Genomic DNA, 23205 nt, shown 5'->3' with positions numbered 1-23205 from the left:
TATTACTATTTAATTTCAATCGCTGAAGTAATATCGTTCCAATCAGCAGCTAAATTAGCAGTTTTACCGTACCAATCAGCATGTTTAAATAAAACGCCTTTTCCATATCCTTGTGTTGAAGTGTGCTCCCAAAGTGTAGTTGAATAACTTGCAGAAGGTGACGCTGTACTTACAGAAGAAATTCTGTCATTCCAGCTAGATGGTAAGTTTTTAAAGCCGCTACTCCAGTAAATATATTGTCCACCTTTATCTTTATGTTCATAAAAATCAGTACTACCAGCACCGCTACCTAAAGGATTAATTTTATTTTTAATTGCTTTTTTATCCTTTTCAATATACGCATCTAATGTTTCACGGCTAGTAAAACCATAAGCTAGCCAATCTCCATTTTCATTTTGCTCTGGTAATACCATAGTAATTTGGATATCTTTTTTATCCTGCTCACTTAATTTTGCAAATGAATTAACATTTTGTTCATCCACTTTTAAATAATCAAATGACTTAATTGTGTTACTTTTTTCTTCAGCACTTACCGCACCTAGTCCTCCAGTTAGTGCAAAACCCGCTACTAATGTCCCTGCTACTAATTTCTTCAACATATAACCATCCCTTTTTGTTTGAATTTTTGTACAGGTGAATCTTGTACAGCTAAAATGTATTCTAATTTTATACTTTTGTAAATATTCTGAAGTTTTAGAAATAATAGGCGGAATATTTACAGTTTTACATTTTTTCTTTAGAAAGAATGGTTATTGGAATGATATAATAAGTGGGTATATTGTTTTTACTGGATGTAAAGATGTTTTAGGAGAGGTGTCATTGAAATATTTTACAAGAGATTGGTATAAAGAAATGCAAGTTTTAGAATTTGTAAGTTTTATAGATTCTATAAAAGAATGGTCGGAAATGGATATAGAAAGTTTAAAGGAGGAAATTGAGAAAAGGAAAATAGATTTATTAAAGTTCCTTCCTGAATCGATATACTCAATTATACAAAACATCACAACTAATTCAGAATACCCATCAGGTGAACTGAAAAAACGTATGCGAAAGTGGTCAACAGATTATGAGAAAAGAGTGGCACAATTAGATCAATCATACGTAGAATATTTTAATTCCATTGAGAAAAAACTTCCGTCAAATGTCGTTCAGTTACACAAGGCATCATTACACGACAGTGTAATTAAAGTAGTAAAGAGAAAGTCAGAAGATACTTTGTCTATCGTATTAGATTGCAGTGGTACTTTTAGTGAATTTGATAAATTTGAAGTAACCTTTATAGGAGTAGCAAAGTGTTCTATGCCGGAAAACTTTGAAAATGCTTGGTGGTTATATCATGAAATAGCTCTTACTGAAGATGGTTTTGAACTAGGTGTTTTATTCGACTGTCCATTTAGAGAAGTGACGATTTGTGCGACAGATGTATTACTTGTGAAGAAATAATTTTTTATGGAGCATTACAAACGTTTGACATAATAAAAAAATAAAGTTATTGTAGATACATGAAGTCTACAATAGGGGCTGTACTATGAAATATTCTAAAGCTACAAATTATGCTCTTCATACAATGCTTTTTCTGGCAAAGGCTACACCAAATAAGTTAGTTAGTGTTCACCAATTAGCAGAAATGCAAAATGTTTCACCAACGTACTTGTCTAAAATACTAACTAAGTTGACGAAGGAAGGGATGATACATTCATCATCTGGTCCAAAGGGCGGTTACTCGCTTAGTAAGAATTGGGAAGATATTTCATTTTTAGATATTATACATGCAATTGAAGGTAAAACATCATTGTTTGAATGTTGTTTACATGACAAACCTGGATGTTTAATTAATGAAGTAATGCTTGCAGCAGAAGAGAAAATGGAAGAAGAGTTACGAAATCAAAAAATCGTAGATCTTGCGAAAAAAATAAAAGTGGATTTTTAATCTGCTTTTATTTTTAAATTAATTAAGGATAAAAAGACTCTTTGATATCTTTAATTGTAGTTAGAAAATGATATGAAGAAGGAGAGAAGATGATGACTAAATTTTGGAATGATCGATATAAATCAGATGAATATTTTTACGGGGAAGAACCTAATACATTTATTAAAGAACAAGCATTTCGTTTAGCAAATCACAATAAAGTAATAGCTTTTGCGGAGGGAGAAGGTAGAAATGCTGTATTTCTAGCAAGACAAGGGAACGAAGTAACAGCTATTGATTATTCGGAAGATGGATTAGAGAAGACAAAAAAATTGGCAGAGAAGCATAACGTAAACGTGCATACAAAAAAAGTAGATTTATTAGCTGATAGTTTGCCAGAAAATGAATATGATGCAGCAATTATGGTATTTGGACATTTTCATGATGATTATAAAAAAATGATATTAGGTAAAATGATACAAACGATAAAGCCTGGTGGTTTAATTATGTTTGAAGTTTACTCAAAAAAACAAATAAACTATGGTACTGGTGGACCAAAAGATGTTGATATGCTGTATGATCCAATTGATATCCTTACTTGGTGTGAAGAACATAAGGTAATTCATTTCTTTAATGGCGAACAAGAGCGAATTGAAGGGAAAGGGCACACTGGTTTAGCTGATGTTATTCAAGTTGTTATTAGAAAATGAATATAAGTGTTAATGAAAGTTAAATGTATGAATGTAAAAGACCAGTCATGTAAGACTGGTCTTTCTATTTAGATACTAAATTATCAAGCTTCCAATATGTATCTGTTAACGGCGCTGCTTTGCTATCTATGTATAAATACATATTATTTAAATCTTTTGGTGAAGTTTTCATATTAAATTCAATGTCAGTAGTTAAAGAAAATTCAGATGGAATTTTTTTAGCATTTTCATTTTGTATAACTTTACCTTCGTATTTTTCACCCGTTTTGTCATCTTTTATGAAATATTTTATTTCTGAAAGATCTATCGTTTGTCCGTCAACACGAGCGTTATTTATAGTAACGCGAGCTGTGAGACGCCACTCTTTGTCTATTTTTTCGAATTTAGCATTTTCAACAGTTGCTCTATAGTATTCGTTTTTAAATATTTCCCCATAGTGCATTGCATTCTTTTCGAGAGCGCTCTTTTCTTGTTTTGATGTAGTATTGCTATTACATCCTGTTAATATTCCAGTAAATAATAATGCTGTACATGTCGTTTTGATTAATGGTTTCATAGTAATCCCTTTCTGTATTAAAAAGTAAAACATAGGAATAATTTTACATCAATAGGAAGATGAATGGAAGTATTTTTTCATAATATACAGATATATATTTATTCGGTTGTCAAGTTAACAGGATAGAAAGAGGGAGAAGACTGTATAAAACGGAATAAATAAGAATTGAAAATATTGTAAAATGGAAGAGGCATGCATATAATTAAAATAAAGTTTAAGTTTCTGAATCTTCAATAACGGTGGTGATGACATGTTTACTGAAGAGCGTCGAGAGAAAATTTTAGAGCTACTTAATACAGATGGAAGAGTAGTCGCAAAGGATCTTGCGGAAAGATTTGATATGTCTATTGATTCTATAAGAAGAGATTTGTCTATTATGGAAAAGGATGGTTTATTAAAAAGAACGCACGGAGGTGCAATTGAACTTACGCGAGTGAGAAACTTAGCTGCGGAACCAGCTAAACGTTATAGTGATAGCTCAATATATGAGGACACAATTGCAAGAGTTGCGGTATCTTATATACAAGAAGGTGATTCAATTTTTATTGGTGGGGCTTCCGTTCATAATGCGATGCTGAAATATTTACCAGAAGTATCATTTACGGTTATTACGAATTCTATAGAAATAGCTGGTTATCTACGAGAATATAAGAATATTGATACGTATTTAATTGGCGGAAAAGTAAAACCTTCAGGGAATATTACTGATACACTTGCCTCTGAATTGATAAGTAGATTTTCTATTGATCTTTATTTCTCTACAGGTGGAGGCATTTCATTACAAGGTATTAGTACTGCAACACCTGAAGTTGCTTATTTTAGTAAAAGAGTAAGTGAAATTGCTAGAAGAAATATTTGTTTAGTTCCGCATAATAAACTTGGAATAGATTGTTTTATAAGAGGAGAGTCTCTAAAAGAAATTGACATTATTATAACTGACGAAGAGGCTAGTAAAGAAACTGTTCAGGACTTTGAGAAACAAGGTAAACAAGTTGTAATAGCGCCATTATATTCATTTGAAAGGAGTTTGACATGATTGTAAAAGAGCAAGAGTTTTATATAAATGGATTAACTTATACAATTCGTTCTGCAGCTGAGAAAGATGCTGAGCAGTTATCGAAAATTAGAGTTCAGATTGATGGAGAAACTGAAAATATGGATAGAGATGCTGGAGAGGGATTTATAGATGACCTAGGGTTTCAAAAAATAATAAAAACAGATAGTGAAGAGACTAAGAATCTCTTTTTAGTTGCAGAAGTGCACAATCGAATCGTTGGATTTTCAAGATGTGAAGGATCAAATTTTAAGAGATTATCTCATAAAGTGGAGTTTGGCGTTTGCATTTTAAAAGAGTTTTGGGGATATAGAATGGGGAAGAGCCTATTACAACAATCTATTAAATGGGCTGACGAAAATGCAGTGAATAAAATATCTTTACAAGTATTAGAGACAAACGAGAAAGCTATTCATCTTTATAAAAAATTAGGTTTTGAAGTAGAAGGCATTTTGAAAAATGACAAAAGACTATCGGATGGAAAGTATTATAATACGGTAGTGATGGGAAGATTTACCAATACTTTTCATGAAAGAGGTGAAGAAGTATGTTTTACAGAAGGAAGTACTATGTAGTGAAAAATGAATTTATAGAAGTATTTAATGATCATTTCAATAATACGAACTTACCTAATCAATTAAAGCATGGTTCTAGGCTAATAGGACGCTGGATGAAAGATAATAAGAATGGTACGTCTGAAGTATTTGCCATATGGGAATATGATAGTTATGAACAGTATAATGAAATAGAATCGAAAATTAGAAGTGACGAGAGGCATATTAAAGGAATACATGAATGGTATGAAAACCATGGCGGGAAAGAATATGTTTTACAGGAGTACATAGTAGAGATAAAAAATGAAGAGTTAGTATGTACTGTAAAGTAACAGAGGGGTGAGGGATAATAGAAATTAAAACAAAATTATATTTTAGTTTAGCATCCGCTATTTTATTTGCAATAGCCGTGATTGTTTTCTTTATAAATGGTAATCCACAAAAGTGGTTTTGGTTATGTATTTTCTTTGCATCCATTATACAAAATATAGTGCTACTAAAAAAGAATAAAGAAGTGCATTAGGATATTCAAATTATTAACATATTTGTGTCGTATTGCTAGTTGTATTGAAAACGCTTTTATTCAGTTTTATAATAAAAGTATGTTTTATAAATCTCCAAAACAATTAAAAGGGAGATGATACAATGTTAGCTTCACCGTTTTACTTACATACATGGAAAAAGTTTGTTAATGAAGGTGTTCTTGATTCAAATCGCATAAATCAAAGAATTTCAGAATCGTGGCATCGATGTAAACAGGCTAATGTTAATCCTCATATGAATAAAGGTCAGAAAGTTTTGTCTTCTAATATTTTTCGAGAACAAAAGAAAAAGAGTGAAATTTTCCTTGATATAGCATTACCCCAAATACAAAATATGAGAAAAACCATTGATGAACTACAAATGATGGCATTATTAATCGATCCAGATGGTTATGTCCTATCCTTAAGTGGAAATAAACAAACGTTAAAGCGAGCGAAACATATTAATTTTATTGAAGGTGTAAAATGGACGGAAGCAGCTGTGGGGACAAACGCAATAGGAACAGCGTTAGAAATTGAAGAAGCTATTATGATAAGTGGTACTGAACATTACTCCGTGGTATCTCATAGCTGGAGTTGTGCGGCTGCTCCTATTCATAACGATGACGGGAAATTAATTGGTATTCTAGATTTCTCCTGTCCAATTGAATTTTCGCATCCATATATGCTCGGTATGGTAACTTCAATTGCACATGCGATTGAACGTGAATGTAGCATAAGAGTTCATCAAAATGAATTACACTTAATCCATCGTTTTTTAGATGTCATTGATAGTGATGAACAAGTAGTTATTTGTAATCATCGTGATGTTATCGTTTCTGCGAGTAAGAGCGTTCGGGAACGAGTAACTAATTGGTCAAGAATGAAACTTGAAGATTTAGTGCACCATGGATTGGAAACTAAATTAGAGATACCGGTATATAGTAATGAAAGAATGATCGGGAAATGTATGTATTTAAAGGAAAACAAACAAATGAATACATATTCTGCTTTCACATTTATAAAAGGAATTACTTTTCCAGGAGTTACCGGGACAAGTAAAGCATTTCAACACACACTAGAAGAAATTAAGCTTGTTTCACCGACTGATGCTAGTGTGTATGTATGTGGTGAGACAGGAGTAGGAAAGGAATATGTCGCGAGAGCGATTCATGAAAATAGTCCAAGAAAAGACGGACCCTTTATAGCTGTTAACTGCGGTTCTTTGCCTAAAGAATTAATGGAAAGTGAATTGTTTGGTTATGCTGAAGGTGCGTTTACAGGTGCGCGACGTCAAGGATATAAAGGGAAATTTGAACAAGCGAATGGAGGAACACTGTTTTTAGATGAAATTGGCGAAGTACCACCAGAGATGCAAGTAGCCTTATTGCGTGTTTTACAAGAACGCACAATAACTCCAATAGGAAGTTCAAAAGAGGTACCAGTAAATATTCGTATTATTACTGCCACACATAAAGATTTACTAAGGTTAGTAGAAGAAGGGAAATTCCGTCAAGATTTATATTATCGTTTGCACGTTTATCCGTTATATGTTCCATCGTTAATAGAAAGAAAAGAGGATATCCCATATTTTATACAACACTTTTGTGAACGGAAGAATTGGAATGTTGTATTTCCAAAGAGTATATACAATCAATTTTTACAACATACATGGCCCGGAAATATTCGGGAACTAGTAAATGTATTAGAACGTATTTACATTTTGTCGCAAGGACGGGGAATATGCGAAAAGCAAGTCGCTTTTTTGATACAAACAATGACGGGAAATCAACAACAACTTGAGTTACAAGTTGAAAATAAAACAGAACATACATTGAATTTTCGCGAAAAAATACAGCGTGATAGCATGATTGAAGCGTTAGAAAAGACGAACGGAAATGTTTCGTTAGCCGCAAAACTGTTAAATGTTCCTCGAAGTACATTTTATAAACGAATGCAGAAATATAAGCTATAAAGTAGATTTTTGTAATCTACTTTTTCTTTGTGGGCTCATGTTCTGTCGGAATGTGCGCTTACCGGGGAAATAATAGAATTGTTAGAAAATAATTCCCGGAAGGGGGACTTATGTGAAGTATATTGAAATTGGCTTCGGAAATAGGTGGTTCGTTCGAACAGAAACCGAAAATAAAGATGGAACTGAATTTGAAGAACGAGGAATTATAAAACCTATTTATTTTGAGTCACTATATGTACGAATGTGGTTTCGGAAAACGTGTTTAATTTTTGATACGAAAGAAGGATTTAAAAAGATTAAGAAGAAGAGGATTGAATATAAATTTATAGTTGGAATTGTAAGTAGACTGAATAAAGAAAAAGTATGCTAACATACATAGTTATATTGGCCAGGAAATTCTATTGACTTATATCAAACTCATAAAAAGTAATTTTACTAAATATAAATTGTTAATAAAACCACTAAGGAAACTTAGTGGCTTCTTTTTTTATAGGAAGGATTTTCATATGAATAGGATCTTAACGATTGTACTTGCAATTATTGTAATGGGGTATTCCATTTATAGTTGGAATGATGTTTCGGAACAGAGTATGCTAATTTTACAAACGCTTATAGGGATTATGTTAGTTAGTTTAGGAGTGCAAAATTTAAAAAATAACGAAAAAGAAAATAGAAGTATAGGGATTGCTTTACTACTCGTGGCTTTGTTTTTAATTGTTGTATCTTTAATAAAATATTTTGTATGAATAAGTTTTTAAATTAATAAAAAATGATTATTTATTGAATCCCCCTCACAATAAAAAGTTAAAATTCTACTTGTATTTCACTATATAAAATATGGCATAATGATTTAGTTAAATAGAAATGGATAGGGTATTTGAGAGGGGCAGTATAATGAGTTTTGCAATTGAAATAGTAATAAAAGCACCAATGGATATTGTATGTGACTATATAATAGAAGATGAAAAAATAAAAGAATGGAATACGTTTATAATAGAAAATCGCTATCCTTCAAATATGGATAAAGAGAATCCACGTGTAGGAGATAAATATATTACTGTTCAAAAAGTCGGTAAGAAAATATTCGAGGCTGAAGTAGAAATCCTTGAATACGATGCACCGCATATTATTTCACTTGGTAGTGAAATGAAGCAAGGATATTCAGCAATGACTTATATGTTAGAAGAAGATGAGGAAGGTACAGCACTAACATTAATTTCAGAATATGAACCTAGTAATTTTTATTATAAAATGATGTATAAGTTAACAGGCTGGATATCACGAGGTTTAACTATGGAACAAATGGAGCGTCTAGCAGAATGTGTAGAAGCTGCTTATCATAAAGAAGATTAATATTAAAAATATATTAAGGTAAAAGCGTTACTCAATCTCATGAGTAACGCTTTTACTGTTTGAAGATTTTTCATTGAAAATCTCAATAGCTCTTTCATATATTTCTTTATCAACACAAAACCTTTCTGTTATCCAATAATTAAGTTCAGAAGATGTAATGATTTGTTCTCTTTTCTTACCTTGGAAATATTGTTTTAAAACATTATCATTTATAGAAGTCGGAATGCCATTGATATAACCGAAAATCTGAATTTTCTTTAATACAGGAGATGTACGCCAATCGTTAGACCTTGAAATAAGTTCTTTCATATTTGATAAGTGTATTGGTTCTATGTGTAAGGTTTTTGTGGGACCTGGATTTCTAGTAATTTCAATCTTATTATTTGAGACTTCATAAGTGAAAGTTTCTCTTACATTACTTACTTGAAATGATTCATAAAGTGGGTAAGCTTGGAATAAAGGTGCACAGTAACCAACATCAACATAATAAGGTTGGTCTAAGTTAACCCGTAAGCATAAATGTCCGGGGTCCATATACATATATTGAACATCAAAACCAAGATTTGATAATAACCAATGGAATCCAATCGAGTGAGTCCAACAAGTACCGCCCAGACCTTTTGTTGTAATACGGTTTATGTATGTCTCAATGGAAGGAAAATAATTACCTGTTTCATTCCCCTTTTCCCAGTCAATTATTTTAGTAAGGGTTTCCCATTTTATTTTTTCTTGATGAGCTTTAATAAGCTCATTTAAAAACTTTAAGTTAGTAGGCTGTTTTGTCGTACCTAAAAATGATAGAAAGCTATTTACTAGTTGTACTTGGGTCATTTTCTTATCCTTTCTATATAGAAATTGTTATTGGTATTATTATAGAATATATGTCAGAAAATACAGTTATTCATTAATGGAGTGGGAGAGAATTATATGTCGATGTCGCTATATTATAAAAAAATCCGGGAGCAATTAGGACATGAACTAATATTCATGCCAAGTGTAGCTGCAGTTATTAAAAACGAGCAGGGAGAAATCTTATTTCAATATCCTGGCGGAGAATACTGGAGTTTGCCAGCTGGAGCAATTGAGCCTGGAGAAACTCCAGAAGAAGCGGTAGTTCGTGAAGTGTGGGAAGAAACGGGTTTGAAAGTGCAAGTAAAAAAACAAAAAGGGGTATTTGGAGGGGAAAGGTTCCGTCATATATATCCGAATGGCGATCAAGTAGAATATATTGTTGTTGTGTTTGAATGTGAAATTACTAGTGGAAAACTGAAATCGATAGATGGTGAATCTTTAAAACTACAATATTTCTCATTTTCTGAAAAGCCTACTTTAGCGCTACCATACCCAGTTAATATATTTTTATAGATGTAAAATAACACACCTTCCTTATTGAAGGTGTGCTATTTATATAACCCGGTCGTATATATCTCCGTTAACGTATACACAATTTCCTCTAAGTTAATCTTTTTGTCATTTTGCGTAATAGTCCAAAGAAACGATTCATTCATCGAGAACCAACCGCGTGCTACAATCTCTTTATTTAAATTAGGTGGTGCTAATCCACTTTCTTGAGAGTAAGTAATATCCTGTTTAATGCTTGTTATAAAACGTTCCCGAATCTCATCCCATTTTTGCCGTATTTCTCTTGATAATCCTATCGCTTCCTCTACAACTTGCAAAATAGCGCGTTCTTCATTTGCTAATTGCAGGAATGCTCTAACTTGATTTTGGATCATTATACGTGCTTCCTCTTTTGTTTGTGGAGAAAAAGAGCGCTCAGCGATATTATAAAAACGATTCATAACATCTTCCATTAAACTAATTAGGAGATCATCTTTGTTTTTGAAGTATACATATGCTGTTCCGTAACCAGTTTCTGCATGTTTAATAATTTGTGTAATTGTCGTTTTTTGAAATCCATTATTTATAAAAATAGTGTAACCAGAGTGTAATAGTTTCTTCTTCGTTTCTAAGGAGCGGTGTTTTCTTGATGAAAGAGTAGAGTTTTTCAAAGAATCACCTCTTTATACTGAAATATCTGAAAATATAACTGTATTGTAAAAGAAGTTCATATATAAAGTCAACTGACATAATATCATTGACGTTGTATCAATTAAGGTGATATATTTCAATTAGTTAGAATAAAAAGAAAATTAAGAGAAGGTGACACCATGTATAAAGAACCATTTCAACCAACTTATGAGTATGCGCTTGAATGTGATAAACATGATGAACTGAAAGATTTTCAAACTGAATTCTATAAAAAAGAAGGTACTATATATTTAGATGGAAACTCATTAGGGCTACTTTCAAAAAGAGCAGAGAAATCATTACTTACGTTGCTAGATTCGTGGAAAGAGTATGGCATTGACGGCTGGACAGAAGGTGAGCACCCGTGGTTTTTCCTTTCAGAGAAATTAGGTAAACTTACAGCCCCTCTTATTGGTGCTTTACCGGAAGAAACTATTGTAACCGGTTCTACAACTACAAATATACACCAAGTTATTGCGACGTTTTACGAACCAAAAGGAATACGTACAAAAATACTTGCGGATGAATTAACTTTCCCATCAGATATTTATGCACTTCAAAGTCAAATTCGTTTAAAAGGATTAGATCCAGAGGAGCATTTAGTAAGAGTGAAAAGCCGAGATGGTAGAACACTTTCTGAAGAAGATATTATCCATGCGATGGAAGATGATATCGCTTTAATTTTATTACCTTCTGTTTTATATAGAAGTGGTCAAATTCTTGATATGAAACGTTTAACAACGGAAGCTCATAAACGCGGCATTCACATTGGATTTGATTTATGCCATTCAATAGGATCTATTCCGCATCATTTCAAAGATTGGGATGTCGATTTTGCTGTTTGGTGCAATTATAAATATTTAAATGCAGGACCGGGTAGTGTTGCAGGCCTTTATGTAAATAGTAAACATTTTAATAGACTGCCAGGATTGTCTGGATGGTTTAGTTCTAGAAAAGATAAACAGTTTGATATGGAGCATACATTAACAGCTGCTGATCATGCAGGTGCTTATCAAATTGGTACACCGCACGTATTAAGTACAGCACCATTAATTGGTTCACTTGAAATTTTCAAAGATGCTGGTATTGAACGTTTACGTGAGAAATCTTTACATATTACGAGATACATGCTGAATTTAATTGGACATGAATTAAAAGATTTCGAATTTACAATTGGAAATCCATTAGAGGATGAAAAACGAGGCGGGCACATTTATTTAGAGCATGCAGAAGCAGCACGTATATGTAAAGCACTAAAAGCAAATGGAGTAATTCCAGATTTTAGAGCGCCAAATGGGGTGAGACTTGCGCCGGTCGCTTTATATAACACATACGAAGAAGTGTGGAAATCTGTACAAATATTAAAGAAAATTATGAAAAATGAAGAGTATAAGCAGTTTGAAAATAAGCGAGAGGTTGTGGCATAAATATGAAAACATCAGAGTGGATTGATATTTCACAACCGCTAAATAATAATATTGCAACGTGGCCAGGAGACACACCGTTCTCGTATGAAGTTTCATGGTCAAAAGAAGAAAGTGGCTCAGTAAATGTCGGAAAGTTAACGATGAGTATTCATACAGGCACTCATATTGATGCACCATTTCATTTTGATAATGATGGAAAGAAAGTATTGGATTTAGATGTTCAAGTTTATGTTGGCCCAGCACGGATTATTGACGTTTCTAATCTTGAAAGCATCGGGAAAAAGGAATTAGAAAGCTTTCATTTAGAAGGTGTAGAACGATTATTATTACGTACATCTTCACATGGAAAAGCTGAAGAATTTCCAGAGGTGATCCCTCATTTACGTGCAGACATAGCGTCGTTTCTTTCAGAGAAAGGTATTCGTTTAATCGGAGTAGATGTACCATCAGTTGATCCGCTAGATGATAAAGAATTAGCAGCGCATCATCAATTATTTAAACATGGAATTCATATTTTAGAAAATGTCGTACTAGATCATGTAGCAGACGGTGATTATGAACTTATTGCATTACCACTTGCATTAACTGATGCAGATGGAAGTCCAGTTCGAGCCGTTATTAGACCAATATAAGTAGAATCATATAAAAGGGGCGTTTGGCTAATATGAAAGAAAATGAAAAAGTAATTATGGAAAAAGGGATTCATACGGATTTTAAAGAGAATATGACGTATGGGGAGTATTTACAATTAGATAGTTTACTATCTTCTCAAAAAAGATTATCGGACCATCATGATGAAATGTTATTTATCGTTATTCACCAAGCAAGTGAGCTTTGGATGAAGCTCATTTTACATGAGCTAAATGCGGCGATTGAATTTATTAAACAAGATAAATTACAACCAGCTTTTAAAATGTTAGCACGTGTATCAAAAATTCAGTCTCAAATTATTCAATCTTGGGATATTCTTGCGACATTAACACCATCAGAATATATTGAGTTTCGTGACTCACTCGGTCAAGCTTCAGGTTTTCAATCGTATCAATATCGTATGATTGAGTATGCACTTGGCTATAAAACGCCACACGCATTAAAAATTTATGAAAAGGATCCAGAATTACATGCACGACTTCATAAAGCGCTACATGCACCAAGTCTATATGATGTCGCGATTCAAGCATTAGTAAAAGAAGGATTCCCTATTCATAAAGATGTGTTAAACCGTGATATTACGCAGCCTTATGAAGAAGATGCAACAGTAGAAGCAGCATGGTTGGAAGTGTATGCGGATGTGAAAAAATATTGGAATTTATATCAGCTTGCTGAAAAATTGATTGATATTGAAGACTGGCTACAACAATGGCGTTTCCGTCATATGAAAACAGTAGAAAGAATTATTGGACATAAAATGGGTACAGGTGGATCCTCCGGTGTTTCTTATTTAAAGCGAGTACTTGATCAACAATTCTTCCCGGAGCTTTGGAATGTTCGTACAAAATTATAAAAATAAACCTGTCAGTTCATTATGGCTGACAGGTTTATTTTTATTTGAGCACAATTATGTTTAAAATGAAGGAACAAGATATAATAAATGGAGTAACTATTTAAATGGAGGTAAAGTTTTTGGATTTCAAGCAACTAGAAAATAAATTCGAAAAGAAAAAAGTGAATACATTTCTTGTTTATCAAAAAGGGGAATTAACAACTGAGTATTATAAAACACCCGAATGTGCAAATAATTTATATAAAATAAATTCGATTACAAAAAGTATCGTATCTTTATTAATTGGTATTGCAATTGATAAGGGCTATATAAATGATATACATACATCAATTACAGAGTGGATTGAAAATGTACCTGGGGAAAAACATGATTTAACGCTATATCACTTATTAACAATGACTACTGGTGAGGGCTGGAAAGAGTTTGGGAATGGAGTAGTATTCCCAAATGACTTTGTAGAATCAGAGAACTGGGTACAGTACATATTAGAGAAGCCAATAATTGAAGAACCTGCTACAAAAATGAATTATAATTCAGGTTCTTCTCATTTACTGAGCTATATTATTCAAGAAGCTACTGGAATGTCGACAGAGCGGTTTGCAAAGAAATATTTATTTGATCCATTAAAAATTAACGAATACGAGTGGCAACAAGATCCGCAGGGTATATATGTAGGTGGCTTCGGTATGAAAATGAAATCTACCGATTTATTAAAATTAGGAAAATTATGTTTGCAAAATGGATATTGGAATGAAAAAGAAATTGTATCAGCGAAATGGTTAGAAGAGTCAAGTAGGGCGCAATTTGAAACATATGAACATGTGGGCGCATATGGATATCACTGGTGGGTATTACATAACGAAAGATTTCACATACCGTATTGTATATATTTCGCTATGGGATACGGCGGACAATACATCGTTATCATTCCTCAATTAGAAGTAGTAGCTATTATAAGTAGTCATATGCCAAAACGTGGGCTCGTTCCGTTAAAATTATTTATTGAGCATGTACAGGGAAGTTCTAATTATATATAAGAAAAGGAGGGAATGTATGAAAGATGAAAAAATTTTATCTTTATTTAGACTATGTTTAAGCCTTCTAGCATTTAGTACAATCATTACGCAATTTATAATACGGGCACAAGTGAAACCGTTCAACCCAGTTAACTTTTTTAGTTTCTTCACTATCGAAAGTAACATTTTAGTTGCATGTATTCTCCTTTTAAGTAGTATCGGAACAGCTACATTTGGTCGCTCAGAACAGTTTGGTATACTTCGTGGTGCAGCAACGGTATACATACTTACGACTGGACTCATTTATTTTTTATTATTAAGAGGGTTAGAAGAATCACTTCAAACGGCAATACCATGGGTAAATACTGTGCTACATTATATCATGCCGATTACAATGCTTTTAGATTGGATTTTAAATCCACCTATTAAGAAAATCACTTGGAAACAAGCTGCAAGTTGGCTTTTATTCCCATTTTTTTACGTTGTATATAGCTTAATACGTGGTCCAATCGTGAATTGGTATCCATATCCGTTTTTAGATCCGAGAATAGGTGGATATGGTAAAGTACTTTTATACAGTATAGGGATAGCAGTTGTAATTGGTGCTATTTGTATATTGGTAAGATTTTTAGGGAATCGAAACTTTAGAAAAGAATTTTAGAAATGCAAGAACCCCCACTGTGTCTGTTTTTAACAGTGGGGGTTTCACTTTATCCAGCTATTTGTCGGGCTGCCCGTAAAAGTCCGATTGGTGAGGGCTGATGATCAGTGGGAGATGAACAAAACCCCCACTGATTAAAGTTTCACTTTATCTACTCGTCTTCTGAAACGACAGCTTTATAAATTTCTCCGTCTTCGTTTCAAATTCCACATCAACAAAAACACCATATTCTTTTCCGTCTTCACGTAGCCACAATTTGAATTTTTCAACTGTTATTTGAACGGTTTTTGGTTTTCTACCTATATGAAGGTAATCAATAATCTCTGCTTTTGGGTACTTTTCTTTCGTTTTCTCTACAGCAAGCTTACCCCATTTTGCATACGGCGGCTGCGCATGAACAATTGATGAGCCTGTATATACATTTGAACATGTTGTTAGGAACAGAAGGACGAGTGCGACACGCTTTAACAAATTCTTCATGATGAACTCCTTTTATCCTTTTTTTATATTGTTTACATTTTCTTTCTACGATATTAGTTTGGATTTTTTTGTCTTCTTTACATAAAAGCGAGGCTTTTACAAAACATAACCAAGAAATCATTTACATAATTAAGGAGGGAAAATTATGCGCCAAAAAGCTATTTTTAAAATAGCGGTTTTACTTGCGTTCATAGGACTGTCTTTAATGGTCAGTAGTATACAACTAAAGAATGTAGAAGCATTTTCTAATCAAGTCATTCAAAGAGGAGCATCGGGCGAAGATGTCATTGAACTGCAATCTCGTTTAAAATATAACGGATTTTATACGGGAAAAGTAGATGGTGTTTTCGGATGGGGTACATATTGGGCACTTCGGAATTTTCAAGAGAAATTTGGATTACCCGTTGATGGTTTAGCTGGAGCTAAAACGAAGCAAATGCTCGTGAAAGCAACGAAGTATGACAAGTCAACTGCTAATAAAGGGACGACAACGAATAAAGGAAATAGTGGTGGCACTGCACAAGAGAATAAACCACCTCAAAATAAAGGGACAAATGTTCCGAATGGTTATTCTCAAAATGATATTCAGCTTATGGCAAACGCAGTATACGGAGAATCACGCGGTGAACCATATTTAGGACAAGTTGCAGTAGCTGCTGTTATTTTGAACCGTGTTACAAGTGCGTCATTCCCAAATACTGTTTCAGGTGTAATCTTTGAACCTAGAGCATTTACAGCGGTAGCCGATGGACAAATATATTTAACACCAAATGAAACAGCAAAAAAAGCAGTTTTAGATGCGATTAACGGATGGGATCCAACAGGAAATGCTTTATATTATTTCAATCCAGATACTGCGACTAGTAAATGGATTTGGACTCGTCCACAAATTAAAAAAATCGGTAAACATATTTTCTGTAAATAGAGCGGAGGTGGGACAATGTTACGAGGTATTATCATTGTATTATTAACAGTCGGTGTAGTAGGAACAGGCTATTGGGGCTATAAAGAGCACCAAGAGAAAAATGCGGTTTTAATTCGAGCGGAAAATAGCTATCAACGTGCATTCCATGATTTAGCATACGAAGTCGATTTATTACACGATAAAATTGGCACAACACTTGCGATGAATTCACGATCATCTTTATCACCTGCATTAGCGGATGTATGGCGTTTAACATCTGAAGCTCGCTCAGATGTAGGACAACTACCTTTAACATTAATGCCATTTAATAAAACGGAAGAATTTTTAGCGAATATCGGTGATTTCAGTTACCGTGCAGCCATTCGTGATTTAGAAAAAGAGCCGTTAAATGAGCAAGAATATAAAACGCTACAAACTTTATATTCAAATGCAGGAAATATACAAGATGAACTAAGAAAAGTACAACATCTTGTTTTGAAAAATAATTTACGCTGGATGGATGTAGAAATGGCACTTGCATCAAATCGCGATCCAGCAGATAACACAATTATTGATGGATTGAAAACTGTAGAGAAAAACGTAACATCATATTCTTCTACAAACTTCGGACCGACCTTTACAAGTGCGCAAAAAAATAAAAAAGGTGGATTTGAAGCGGAAGGAAAGGCAATTTCTAAAGATGAAGCGGCGAAAATTGCCAAATCGTTTTTGAATTTAAAAGGAAATGAAAAAGTAGATGTTGAGAAAAGCGGAAAAGGTGCGAAAGAATCCTTCTATAGTGTGAAAATTAAAGATGAAGCAACGAACAATGAGTTCTATATGGATATTACCGGAAAAGGCGGATATCCAATTTGGGTTATGAATAACCGCGAAATTAAAGAACAGAAAGTTAGTTTAAACGATGCAGGTAGTAAAGGTTTGAAATTTTTAAAGGACCATAAGTTTAATAATATGGAGCTTTATGATAGCTCTCAATATGATAATGTTGGTGTATTTACGTATGTAGTAAATGAAAATGGAGTACGAATTTATCCAGAAGCAATCCAAATGAAAATTGCTTTAGATGATGGTTCTATCGTTGGGTTCTCCGCAAAAGAATATTTAGCGTCACATCAAAAGCGAACAGTTCCATCGGCAAAGCTAACTGCAGCAGAAGCAAGAAAGAAAATCAATCCGGATGTAAAAGTCATGGAAGAACGTAAAGCTTTAGTAGTCAATGATTTGCATAATGAAGTGCTTTGCTATGAATTTGTAGGCACTTTAGGAAAAGATACGTACCAAATATTCATTAATGCTAATAGCGGGGCCGAGGAAAAGGTAAAGAAAATGCAAGCTGTTGAAAAAATTTATGATTAAACCTTAATAGTGAAGTGGTGAAAATAATGAAAACTCTAATATATATATTGATGCTTTGCTTCGTTATAACTGGATGCAGTATTGGAAAAAAAGACAATCCAAACGAAAAGCCGGAACAAAAAAATGTTTCAATGAAAAATGTTAATTATACGAATAAATCAAATAAGCCAAATGAAAAAGCAGCAGATCATTTAGCATCTTTAGCAGCAAGTGTGCCAGGTGTGAATGATGCAACAGCGGTCGTTGTTGGAAAATATGCTATTGTAGGTATTGATGTAAAAGCAAAACTTGATCGAACTCGAGTTGAATCAATTAAATACTCTGTTGCAGAAAGTTTAAAAAATGACCCTGACGGTGCTAATGCAGTCGTTGTAGCAGATGTTGATACGTATGAACGCCTCAAACAAATCGGAAAGCAAATTAAAAAAGGAAAAACAGGTGAAGGTATACTAGATGAATTAGCCGCTATTGTGGGCCGAGTAATGCCACAAGTTCCAAATGATATGATAGAAAATAGAGAAACGAATCCAATTAAAGATAATGATAAACAATTACCAAAAGATGAAGAACAAGAGTTAAGAAAAGAACAGGATGATCAATACAAATAATCATTTGAATAAATGAAATTAGCCTCGTACTTAATTGTACGAGGTTTTTAAATATAATATTAAATATTCAGTTTATTTTTAAGGGAATATATGGTTTAATTATCATGGGAGGGACAACTGTTATGATGAAAAAAAGCGCATGTATATTGTTTAGTTTATGCTTAGGTTTCAGTATGACAGCGTGTGAACAGAGAAAAGAAGTGAAAAACCAAACAGCAACTTCTTCTACTGTGATGGAAAGGCAACAGAAAGAGTCTATCAATATAAATCATTTCTCGAGTATAAATGAAGGAATGACTTATACAGAAGTGAAAGATTTAATTGGTTTTGAAGGAGATTTACTTATAGAAGAAGGGGGAGAGCATTCTACACAAATTAAACAAATTTTTGCTTGGAAAGGGAACGATCCAAATTCATTTGTTGAAATTACCTTTTTAGATGGAAGAGTGCATTCAAAAGCACAGCAAGGTATAAGTTAATAAGCTGAAAAATGGGAGAGTTTAGCATGAACATACACACAGGGGAAATTCAATTAGCTCCGTATAAGGAGAAATATAAAGAAGTTATACAAACATTTACTTTACCAAGTGAACAAGTTCAGTTTACATCAGATCCAAGCGCATTACTGGAGAAAGCAAAAAGTGATTATACAAAAAATGTGATTGTTATTTTAGATCACAATGGGGTACCGGTGGGTCTTTTCGCATTGGAAACGGGAGATAGAGTAAAGGAGTTCACAGATAATGAGGATGCTTTACTTTTAACGTCATTTTCTATTAATCACAATAGACAAAGAAAAGGATTCGCTAAAAAGTCATTGTTATTATTAGAAGAGTTTGTAAAACGTTATTTTCCAATAAAAAATGAAGTTGTACTTGCTGTGAATGAAAGAAATATTCCTGCACAAAATTTATATGCAAAAGTTGGTTTCCAAGATAAAGGTTTTAGAAGAATGGGACCAATTGGCCAACAAATAATAATGCATTTACCTATAATGAAATAATGAGATAGAAAACTTACTCTTGAATATTCAAGTAGTAGGTTTTTTTATTTTAACAATATATAATATATGTATATAAAATGAAACAGGAATGAAGGATATAAAAAATGAATCAAGATAGAAAATGGAATATCGTTGGAGGAAGAGTGATTAAAACTGGAATTGCAGTTTTTCTTACAGTGTTAGTTTGTGATTTTTTTAACATCCCAACTATTTTTGCTGTAATAACAGCAATTGTTACAATTGAACCAACTGCAACAGACTCAATAAAAAAAGGACTTATTCGCTTTCCGGCCTCAACAATTGGATCGGCATATGCCATGACTTTCACATTTTTCCTAGGCCACCAAGCAATTTCTTATGCATTAGCTGCAATGTTTACGATCGTAGCATGTCAAAAACTAAGGTTACATGCGGGAACTTTAGTTGCAACTTTAACTGCCGTAGCAATGATTCCAATTACGGCAAATCATTATTTTACTGCATTTTTAATTCGTTTAGCTACTACATCTACTGGTATTATAGTATCTACTTTAGTGAATTTTTTCATTTTTCCACCCCACTACACGAAAATGATTTTTGGATGTACAGAGGATCTATTTGCTAAAACAGCAAATATTATGGAAGAATGGATTACTGCATTAGTTGCAGGAAAAGGTGTGAAAAAGGAGACTGCTCAGGATTTATCTAAATTGACTTTATTATTGCATAAGGCGATACAATTTGTTCAATATGAGCAGAAAGATTGGAAATATCATCAACATACAAAGAAGGAAATGAGAAGTTTTTTAACGATGCAGAAGCAACTTCATATATTACAGCAAATCATTTACCATATAGATAATTTAGCTCGGGTATCAATTGAGACTTGTGACTGGTCACAAAGTGAAAGAGAAATATTACAACGAACAATTCATTCTATAATTGCTATATTGAGAAACCGTTGTAATGAAATTGATGAGGAACATTTCAAACTTATTGCTGAATTAGACAAGCAATTTTGGAGTTATAAAAATGATTTAAAAGATTATAAACCAAATCATTATCATCACCATTTTTCAAGTGAATCTATTATTTTATTTGAGGTATTATCTATTCATGATATGTTAGAAGAATTAAAACAAATATCCGAGAAATATGAGTGGGAAAACCGATTCAATTGATAAGTTCATTTTACTGTGGGGGGGATAATATGACATTTTATATTGCATTACTAAGAGGAATCAATGTCGGTGGCCATAAAGTAATCAAAATGGCTGATTTAAAACGAGTGTTTGAATCAATAGGGTTAAAACAAGTGAAAACATATATACAAAGTGGTAATATTGTGTTCGAATCTGAGGAAGGTATAAACTTTCTAAAGGACCAAATACAATCTGAAATAAAAAAAGAATTTGATTTCGATGTTCCAGTCATGCTAAGAACACATGATGAATTTATAAATATTATTAAACAATGTCCATATGAAGTTCATTCATTGTTAGAAGGAGAAAGTGTTCATATTGCTTTTTTAGCTAATGTACTTTCTGAAGAAGAGAGTAGTCAATTGCTTACATTTAAAAGTGAACTTGAAGATTGCTATATAGATGAGAAGGTCGTTTATTTATTTTTCAAAAATAGCATTCGAAATTCTAAATTAATGAACCAGTTTCAGAAGTTACATACACCAGCTACAGTTAGGAATTGGCGGACTGTGAATAAATTAAAAGCAATTGTAGAGATTATGTAAATATAAAAAGATGAGGTTTTCTACATGTAGAAAACCTCATCTTTTTACTTATATTGTTTTGCAACTATGAGTTCGACAATAGGATAAATAAAGAATGAAGAGCAAATTGCGATGAACAGGGGGAGGTTTTTTACTCCATCTAAATTAGCCCCCATAGAAAATCCTTCGGAGAAGATTAATAAAAGGAACATTACAACTACAAGCACAAAATACGCAATTTTAAAGCTTTTATATGTAATTTGTTGTCCCATCTCATCTTGACTTTCTTCTGACACACCGTGGGGATCTCCCCAAGTAATGTGATTAATTAAATTACTAAGTATTAACGAAATAGCAAAAATCGTACCACCTAAAATAGAACCTTCAGTTATGTATTTATATGTGCCATGTACTAGTATTGCAATTAATGCTAAAACAATGATTATAAAAATAGTTTTTTTAGTATTCAATAAATAATTGCCCCCTCGATTGTAAAAAACTCTTTACAAATATAAGTATAAAATTGGAAAAGTGTCATGTCAAATACTTTTTACACACAATATGTAAGTATGCAATATTTTGTTTTTATGATAAATAAAAAATTACAATACATTTGAATGTAAAAGAATGGGCTCGCATATATTTGGAAGGGATGTCAGATTAATTTAGGGGGTAGTTATGTCTATACTTTTAAAAGCTGGTGCAGATGCAGGAAACAACGGTTTGAAGTTAATGGTGAAAGGGCAAGACCCTATTTTTATTCCGAGTATTTATTCTTTATATATAGGTGAGCCTACAGGACTCTTAGATGAGGTAGATGTTTCATTATCTGAATTAGAAAACCACATTGATGTGACTATAAGTTCGCCATCGTTAATGCTAAATAATGTACGATACATCGTTGGAGAAAAAGTTATTCAAGATCAATTAAAAGGTACTGAGGTAGAGAAGAAATCGAATAAGTCAACGGATGAGTTAATGGTTATTACAATACTATCAGGTTTGGCGGTAAGCGCTATGCGTCAAAGTCCAACTTCTAGCCATATTAATATTCGTTATGATTTATCTGTCGCTCTTCCTATGCAGCTTATTACACAAGAAATAGCTGCTGGAAATGCAAAACGTTATATGGGAAATCATAAGGTTATTTTCCATTATCCGAACGGACGCGATGTGACAATTAATGTTTCAATTGAGTATTGTAAATGCCTGCCTGAGGGCGCTTCTGGTACGTGGGGCATTGTATACGATGAAGAAGGAAATGTTGTGAAACATAAAATAGAATGTGAGCAAAATCAAGTTTCTGAAATTGATTTTGTAGATAAAACTCTACTCTCTTTTGATATTGGTGCAGGGACGACAGAAGAAGTCGTTTCATTAGGGGTGAATTTCCGTCCGCAACTAAGTAAAGGTTTATCTTATGGTGTAAAAGAGACGTTACTACAAATCATTACGAGATGGAACCGGAAGTATCCAACTAAAACGATTGATAGTATTACAGAATTCAATCAAATTTATTTAAATGATAAGCATCCGAGAAATACCTTATTAGTTGAGGAATCACAGCCAGCGCTATTAGGTTTAGCAGCACGTGTTGCAACAGATATTATAAATAAAATTGATGATATGAAAGACGATCCATACGTGTTTATTTATGGCGGGGGTGCAGTAATTATTAAAAACAGTTTAAAAATGATTTTAAAGCAAAAAGGACGACTCAAAAATGTAATCTTTGTAGATAATCCGTTATTTACAAATGCACGAGGATTATTAGTTTATACTTGTTCGCCAAAATATAGAGAGCATAAGCAAAAAGAGTTAGGATTTACAAACTTAACGATAAGTTAGTTGGTGGAA

At 33.0% G+C, this 23205-nt stretch carries 29 protein-coding genes and 1 pseudogene; 24 read left to right on the top strand and 6 right to left on the bottom strand.

Features of this window, described 5'->3' with window-relative positions:
* Positions 1-5: 5 nt before the first annotated feature.
* A complete protein-coding gene (locus BC_RS13870) occupies positions 6-599 on the bottom strand; it encodes a hypothetical protein (protein ID WP_000914443.1) in 594 nt (197 codons plus the stop codon).
* 220 nt (positions 600-819) lie between these two features.
* On the opposite strand from BC_RS13870, the gene BC_RS13865 reads away from it, so the two are divergent.
* From BC_RS13865 to BC_RS13855, 3 genes are all read left to right on the top strand, one after another.
* A complete protein-coding gene (locus tag BC_RS13865) occupies positions 820-1443 on the top strand; it encodes a DUF4085 domain-containing protein (protein ID WP_000873443.1) in 624 nt (207 codons plus the stop codon).
* 85 nt (positions 1444-1528) lie between these two features.
* Complete coding sequence (locus BC_RS13860) at positions 1529-1930, top strand: Rrf2 family transcriptional regulator (RefSeq protein ID WP_000877650.1); 402 nt, start codon at positions 1529-1531, stop codon at positions 1928-1930.
* An 89-nt stretch (positions 1931-2019) separates the two neighbouring features.
* On the top strand, positions 2020-2619 hold the full coding sequence (locus tag BC_RS13855; RefSeq protein WP_002041261.1) for a class I SAM-dependent methyltransferase: 600 nt from the start codon (positions 2020-2022) through the stop codon (positions 2617-2619).
* A gap of 64 nt (positions 2620-2683) precedes the next feature.
* On the opposite strand, the gene BC_RS13850 is transcribed toward BC_RS13855, so the two are convergent.
* The gene (locus tag BC_RS13850) at positions 2684-3175 is read right to left on the bottom strand and encodes a hypothetical protein (RefSeq protein ID WP_000803253.1); all 492 of its coding nucleotides are present in this window, start codon (positions 3173-3175) and stop codon (positions 2684-2686) included.
* A gap of 250 nt (positions 3176-3425) precedes the next feature.
* On the opposite strand from BC_RS13850, the gene BC_RS13845 reads away from it, so the two are divergent.
* From BC_RS13845 to BC_RS13815, 7 genes are all read left to right on the top strand, one after another.
* On the top strand, positions 3426-4211 hold the full coding sequence (locus BC_RS13845; protein ID WP_000493645.1) for a DeoR/GlpR family DNA-binding transcription regulator: 786 nt from the start codon (positions 3426-3428) through the stop codon (positions 4209-4211).
* Positions 4208-4804 carry a GNAT family N-acetyltransferase gene (locus BC_RS13840; RefSeq protein WP_000635682.1) on the top strand — a complete coding sequence of 199 codons (597 nt, stop codon included), beginning with the start codon at positions 4208-4210 and terminating at the stop codon, positions 4802-4804. The genes BC_RS13845 and BC_RS13840 overlap by 4 nt, the downstream gene beginning before the upstream one ends.
* The gene (locus tag BC_RS13835; RefSeq protein WP_000499991.1) at positions 4777-5115 is read left to right on the top strand and encodes an NIPSNAP family protein; all 339 of its coding nucleotides are present in this window, start codon (positions 4777-4779) and stop codon (positions 5113-5115) included. Before BC_RS13840 ends, BC_RS13835 begins: the two co-directional genes overlap by 28 nt.
* Before the next feature lie 313 nt (positions 5116-5428).
* Positions 5429-7279: a sigma-54-dependent Fis family transcriptional regulator gene (locus BC_RS13830; RefSeq protein WP_000881436.1), complete on the top strand. Its 1851-nt coding sequence runs from the start codon at positions 5429-5431 to the stop codon at positions 7277-7279.
* A gap of 112 nt (positions 7280-7391) precedes the next feature.
* A complete protein-coding gene (locus tag BC_RS13825) occupies positions 7392-7649 on the top strand; it encodes a DUF3977 family protein (RefSeq protein WP_000873828.1) in 258 nt (85 codons plus the stop codon).
* Between the two features lie 136 nt (positions 7650-7785).
* Entirely contained in the window at positions 7786-8025 is a 240-nt protein-coding gene (locus BC_RS13820; RefSeq protein WP_001079916.1) for a DUF3953 domain-containing protein, read from the top strand.
* Positions 8026-8173: 148 nt separating this feature from the next.
* Positions 8174-8632: an SRPBCC family protein gene (locus tag BC_RS13815; RefSeq protein WP_000006415.1), complete on the top strand. Its 459-nt coding sequence runs from the start codon at positions 8174-8176 to the stop codon at positions 8630-8632.
* Between the two features lie 27 nt (positions 8633-8659).
* Here the strand turns inward: BC_RS13815 and BC_RS13810 are convergent, their stop codons facing one another.
* Positions 8660-9463, bottom strand: a complete 804-nt coding sequence (locus tag BC_RS13810) for an arylamine N-acetyltransferase (protein WP_000195528.1) — start codon at positions 9461-9463, stop codon at positions 8660-8662.
* Positions 9464-9559: 96 nt separating this feature from the next.
* Here BC_RS13810 and BC_RS13805 point away from each other — a divergent pair, with 96 nt between their 5' ends.
* The gene (locus tag BC_RS13805) at positions 9560-9997 is read left to right on the top strand and encodes an NUDIX hydrolase (RefSeq protein WP_000062926.1); all 438 of its coding nucleotides are present in this window, start codon (positions 9560-9562) and stop codon (positions 9995-9997) included.
* 35 nt (positions 9998-10032) lie between these two features.
* Here BC_RS13805 and BC_RS13800 read toward each other — a convergent pair whose 3' ends face one another.
* On the bottom strand, positions 10033-10644 hold the full coding sequence (locus BC_RS13800) for a TetR/AcrR family transcriptional regulator (RefSeq protein WP_000798541.1): 612 nt from the start codon (positions 10642-10644) through the stop codon (positions 10033-10035).
* Positions 10645-10803: 159 nt separating this feature from the next.
* Between BC_RS13800 and kynU the strand changes: the two genes are divergently transcribed.
* From kynU to BC_RS13775, 5 genes are all read left to right on the top strand, one after another.
* A complete protein-coding gene (gene kynU / locus BC_RS13795) occupies positions 10804-12090 on the top strand; it encodes a kynureninase (protein WP_000276298.1) in 1287 nt (428 codons plus the stop codon).
* A 2-nt stretch (positions 12091-12092) separates the two neighbouring features.
* Positions 12093-12722 carry an arylformamidase gene (gene kynB, locus BC_RS13790; RefSeq protein ID WP_000858074.1) on the top strand — a complete coding sequence of 210 codons (630 nt, stop codon included), beginning with the start codon at positions 12093-12095 and terminating at the stop codon, positions 12720-12722.
* Between the two features lie 32 nt (positions 12723-12754).
* Positions 12755-13594, top strand: a complete 840-nt coding sequence (kynA, locus tag BC_RS13785) for a tryptophan 2,3-dioxygenase (RefSeq protein WP_000661944.1) — start codon at positions 12755-12757, stop codon at positions 13592-13594.
* Between the two features lie 119 nt (positions 13595-13713).
* Positions 13714-14631 (top strand): serine hydrolase domain-containing protein, encoded by a 918-nt coding sequence (locus BC_RS13780; RefSeq protein WP_000346255.1) that lies wholly within the window; start codon positions 13714-13716, stop codon positions 14629-14631.
* A 16-nt stretch (positions 14632-14647) separates the two neighbouring features.
* The gene (locus BC_RS13775; protein WP_000650958.1) at positions 14648-15271 is read left to right on the top strand and encodes a Pr6Pr family membrane protein; all 624 of its coding nucleotides are present in this window, start codon (positions 14648-14650) and stop codon (positions 15269-15271) included.
* Positions 15272-15418: 147 nt separating this feature from the next.
* Here BC_RS13775 and BC_RS13770 read toward each other — a convergent pair whose 3' ends face one another.
* Positions 15419-15751, bottom strand: coding sequence for a YqzG/YhdC family protein (locus tag BC_RS13770; RefSeq protein WP_000793369.1), 333 nt, complete (start codon positions 15749-15751; stop codon positions 15419-15421).
* A gap of 145 nt (positions 15752-15896) precedes the next feature.
* On the opposite strand from BC_RS13770, the gene sleB reads away from it, so the two are divergent.
* The 7 genes and pseudogenes from sleB to BC_RS13735 all read left to right on the top strand — a co-directional run bounded on the left by sleB (position 15897) and on the right by BC_RS13735 (position 21369).
* Positions 15897-16676, top strand: coding sequence for a spore cortex-lytic enzyme (gene sleB / locus BC_RS13765; RefSeq protein WP_001249053.1), 780 nt, complete (start codon positions 15897-15899; stop codon positions 16674-16676).
* A gap of 15 nt (positions 16677-16691) precedes the next feature.
* Entirely contained in the window at positions 16692-18032 is a 1341-nt protein-coding gene (ypeB, locus tag BC_RS13760) for a germination protein YpeB (RefSeq protein WP_000943727.1), read from the top strand.
* Between the two features lie 26 nt (positions 18033-18058).
* Positions 18059-18656: pseudogene (locus BC_RS13755) on the top strand (YhcN/YlaJ family sporulation lipoprotein).
* Between the two features lie 106 nt (positions 18657-18762).
* Positions 18763-19119 carry a hypothetical protein gene (locus tag BC_RS13750; RefSeq protein WP_000976444.1) on the top strand — a complete coding sequence of 119 codons (357 nt, stop codon included), beginning with the start codon at positions 18763-18765 and terminating at the stop codon, positions 19117-19119.
* 11 nt (positions 19120-19130) lie between these two features.
* Positions 19131-19643, top strand: coding sequence for a GNAT family N-acetyltransferase (locus BC_RS13745; RefSeq protein ID WP_002025890.1), 513 nt, complete (start codon positions 19131-19133; stop codon positions 19641-19643).
* A 104-nt stretch (positions 19644-19747) separates the two neighbouring features.
* Positions 19748-20803 (top strand): aromatic acid exporter family protein, encoded by a 1056-nt coding sequence (locus BC_RS13740; protein ID WP_001070827.1) that lies wholly within the window; start codon positions 19748-19750, stop codon positions 20801-20803.
* 29 nt (positions 20804-20832) lie between these two features.
* Positions 20833-21369 (top strand): DUF1697 domain-containing protein, encoded by a 537-nt coding sequence (locus BC_RS13735; protein ID WP_000145144.1) that lies wholly within the window; start codon positions 20833-20835, stop codon positions 21367-21369.
* Between the two features lie 44 nt (positions 21370-21413).
* On the opposite strand, the gene BC_RS13730 is transcribed toward BC_RS13735, so the two are convergent.
* On the bottom strand, positions 21414-21818 hold the full coding sequence (locus tag BC_RS13730; RefSeq protein WP_001093141.1) for a hypothetical protein: 405 nt from the start codon (positions 21816-21818) through the stop codon (positions 21414-21416).
* Positions 21819-22026: 208 nt separating this feature from the next.
* Here BC_RS13730 and BC_RS13725 point away from each other — a divergent pair, with 208 nt between their 5' ends.
* Positions 22027-23196, top strand: coding sequence for a ParM/StbA family protein (locus BC_RS13725; protein ID WP_000025624.1), 1170 nt, complete (start codon positions 22027-22029; stop codon positions 23194-23196).
* Positions 23197-23205 lie beyond the last annotated feature (9 nt).

Origin of the sequence: Bacillus cereus ATCC 14579 (assembly GCF_000007825.1) — a bacterium.
GTDB lineage: Bacteria > Bacillota > Bacilli > Bacillales > Bacillaceae_G > Bacillus_A > Bacillus_A cereus.
This window is presented reverse-complemented; position numbering and strand designations above follow the sequence as displayed.

Excerpts from the sequence above, each read along its gene's own strand:
- BC_RS13870 (WP_000914443.1), bottom strand. The coding sequence starts at position 599 with ATGTTGAAGAAATTAGTAGCAGGGACATTAGTAGCGGGTTTTGCACTA.
- BC_RS13860 (WP_000877650.1), top strand. The coding sequence starts at position 1,529 with ATGAAATATTCTAAAGCTACAAATTATGCTCTTCATACAATGCTTTTT.
- BC_RS13855 (WP_002041261.1), top strand. The coding sequence starts at position 2,020 with ATGATGACTAAATTTTGGAATGATCGATATAAATCAGATGAATATTTT.
- BC_RS13850 (WP_000803253.1), bottom strand. The coding sequence starts at position 3,175 with ATGAAACCATTAATCAAAACGACATGTACAGCATTATTATTTACTGGA.
- BC_RS13845 (WP_000493645.1), top strand. The coding sequence starts at position 3,426 with ATGTTTACTGAAGAGCGTCGAGAGAAAATTTTAGAGCTACTTAATACA.
- BC_RS13840 (WP_000635682.1), top strand. The coding sequence starts at position 4,208 with ATGATTGTAAAAGAGCAAGAGTTTTATATAAATGGATTAACTTATACA.
- BC_RS13835 (WP_000499991.1), top strand. The coding sequence starts at position 4,777 with ATGTTTTACAGAAGGAAGTACTATGTAGTGAAAAATGAATTTATAGAA.
- BC_RS13830 (WP_000881436.1), top strand. The coding sequence starts at position 5,429 with ATGTTAGCTTCACCGTTTTACTTACATACATGGAAAAAGTTTGTTAAT.
- BC_RS13820 (WP_001079916.1), top strand. The coding sequence starts at position 7,786 with ATGAATAGGATCTTAACGATTGTACTTGCAATTATTGTAATGGGGTAT.
- BC_RS13815 (WP_000006415.1), top strand. The coding sequence starts at position 8,174 with ATGAGTTTTGCAATTGAAATAGTAATAAAAGCACCAATGGATATTGTA.
- BC_RS13810 (WP_000195528.1), bottom strand. The coding sequence starts at position 9,463 with ATGACCCAAGTACAACTAGTAAATAGCTTTCTATCATTTTTAGGTACG.
- BC_RS13805 (WP_000062926.1), top strand. The coding sequence starts at position 9,560 with ATGTCGATGTCGCTATATTATAAAAAAATCCGGGAGCAATTAGGACAT.
- kynU (WP_000276298.1), top strand. The coding sequence starts at position 10,804 with ATGTATAAAGAACCATTTCAACCAACTTATGAGTATGCGCTTGAATGT.
- kynB (WP_000858074.1), top strand. The coding sequence starts at position 12,093 with ATGAAAACATCAGAGTGGATTGATATTTCACAACCGCTAAATAATAAT.
- kynA (WP_000661944.1), top strand. The coding sequence starts at position 12,755 with ATGAAAGAAAATGAAAAAGTAATTATGGAAAAAGGGATTCATACGGAT.
- BC_RS13775 (WP_000650958.1), top strand. The coding sequence starts at position 14,648 with ATGAAAGATGAAAAAATTTTATCTTTATTTAGACTATGTTTAAGCCTT.
- BC_RS13770 (WP_000793369.1), bottom strand. The coding sequence starts at position 15,751 with ATGAAGAATTTGTTAAAGCGTGTCGCACTCGTCCTTCTGTTCCTAACA.
- sleB (WP_001249053.1), top strand. The coding sequence starts at position 15,897 with ATGCGCCAAAAAGCTATTTTTAAAATAGCGGTTTTACTTGCGTTCATA.
- ypeB (WP_000943727.1), top strand. The coding sequence starts at position 16,692 with ATGTTACGAGGTATTATCATTGTATTATTAACAGTCGGTGTAGTAGGA.
- BC_RS13750 (WP_000976444.1), top strand. The coding sequence starts at position 18,763 with ATGATGAAAAAAAGCGCATGTATATTGTTTAGTTTATGCTTAGGTTTC.
- BC_RS13745 (WP_002025890.1), top strand. The coding sequence starts at position 19,131 with ATGGGAGAGTTTAGCATGAACATACACACAGGGGAAATTCAATTAGCT.
- BC_RS13740 (WP_001070827.1), top strand. The coding sequence starts at position 19,748 with ATGAATCAAGATAGAAAATGGAATATCGTTGGAGGAAGAGTGATTAAA.
- BC_RS13735 (WP_000145144.1), top strand. The coding sequence starts at position 20,833 with ATGACATTTTATATTGCATTACTAAGAGGAATCAATGTCGGTGGCCAT.
- BC_RS13725 (WP_000025624.1), top strand. The coding sequence starts at position 22,027 with ATGTCTATACTTTTAAAAGCTGGTGCAGATGCAGGAAACAACGGTTTG.